Annotated in this window: 2 protein-coding genes; both read left to right on the plus strand. The window is 43.7% G+C overall.

Annotated elements, in window-relative coordinates; translation table 11 throughout:
• On the plus strand, positions 1 to 763 hold a 763-nt coding region (locus F6K37_RS41480), incomplete at its 5' end, for a DUF4351 domain-containing protein (protein ID WP_287257095.1).
• 259 nt (positions 764 to 1,022) lie between these two features.
• Positions 1,023 to 1,638 (plus strand): RpnC/YadD family protein (locus F6K37_RS41485; RefSeq protein WP_287257096.1); only part of this gene is annotated, 616 nt, incomplete at its 3' end.

Raw genomic sequence — 1,638 nt, forward strand, 5'->3', positions numbered from 1 at the left:
TCCTCGCGATATTCAGGTACTTAAAACCGAATTAAGTGCTGAACCCATTCAAGCTGATGCTCTGAGTGTACTCCAAAGTACTAACCAAATTCTGCACCTAGAATTTCAAACCCTACCCCAATCCGACCCACCACTACCATTTCGGATGTTAGACTATTGGGTCAGACTACAACGGAAATACCGATGTCCGATTGACCAGGTAGTGATTTTTCTCAAGTCTACAACCTCAGATCTGGTATTCACGAACGAGTTTAGGGATACTAACACCTGGCACCGTTATCGAGTAATTCGTCTGTGGGAACAAGACCCTCAACCACTGTTAGCCAATCGGGCTTTGTTACCCTTGGCCACTTTAGCCAGGAGTAATCAGCCCCTAGGATTGTTAGAGCAAGTGGTTGCTCAAGTGGATAGAATTGAAGAAAAACCATTACGGGGAAACCTAGCGGCCTGTGTGGATGTGTTGGCTGGTTTACGGTTTGATCAAGATTTAGTTCGTCGATTGTTAAGGGAGGAAGTTATGGAAGAATCAGTCACCTATCAAGATATTATCCAAAAGGGAGTCGAAAAGGGACTCCAGCGCGGAAAGCAGGAGGAAGCGGTATTAATTGTGATGCGTTTACTAACCCTGAAGTTAGGTTTAATTGACCCTGTGCTCCAACAGCAGATTGAGGGATTATCCATTACTCGATTGGAGGAATTGAGTGAAGCGTTGTTGAATTTTGAGACAGCAACGGATTTAGCGGTTTGGTTGGAGCACGGCTGACATTGAACTGTTAGTGTTCACCAGGATTTTTGGTGGGAAGATGATTTTGATAAGACCTGATCTAATCAGGTCTTTTTTAGATCTTATCTAAATCATTAGTGCTGGGGTATCATAGCTTGACTCCATAAACAAGATCCAGGTGCGATCAATTTTTTAACTGGGATTCACTACACTGTCTTGATGCAGTCGCTCATGGGGGAAACCCCCAAGACCGCGCTGCATCGCTGTCTGAGATAGTATTAAATTTGAACAATTTGCCTTGGCTTACGATAATATCTGTAAATACTTAGCAGAAGAATACCCATCAGAGTTTTTTCAGTGGGTATTGGGTGAAGAACCTCGCGATATTCAGGTAATTAAAACCGAATTAAGTGCTGAACCCATTCAAGCTGATGCTCTGAGTGTACTCCAAAGTACTAACCAAATTCTGCACCTAGAATTTCAAACCCTACCCCAATCTGAGCCACCACTACCATTTCGGATGTTGGACTACTGGGTCAGACTACAACGGAAATACCGATGTCGGATTGACCAGGTGGTGATTTTTCTAAAGTCTACGACCTCAGATCTGGTATTTACTAATGAGTTTAGGGATACTAACACCTGGCATAGTTATAGAGTAATTCGCTTGTGGGAGCAAGACCCATTACCGCTGTTAGCCAATCGGGCTTTGTTACCCTTGGCCACTTTAGCCAGGAGTAATCAGCCCCTAGGATTGTTAGAGCAAGTCGTTGCTCAAGTGGATAACATTGAAGAAAAACCATTACGGGGAAACCTAGCAGCTTGTGTGGATGTACTGGCTGGTTTGCGGTTTGATCAAGAATTAGTTCGTCGATTGTTAAGGGAGGAAGTTATGGAAGAATCAGTCACCTATC

The sequence above is a fragment of the Moorena sp. SIO4E2 genome, from assembly GCF_010671945.1.
In the GTDB taxonomy this organism is placed as follows: Bacteria; Cyanobacteriota; Cyanobacteriia; order Cyanobacteriales; family Coleofasciculaceae; genus Moorena; species Moorena producens.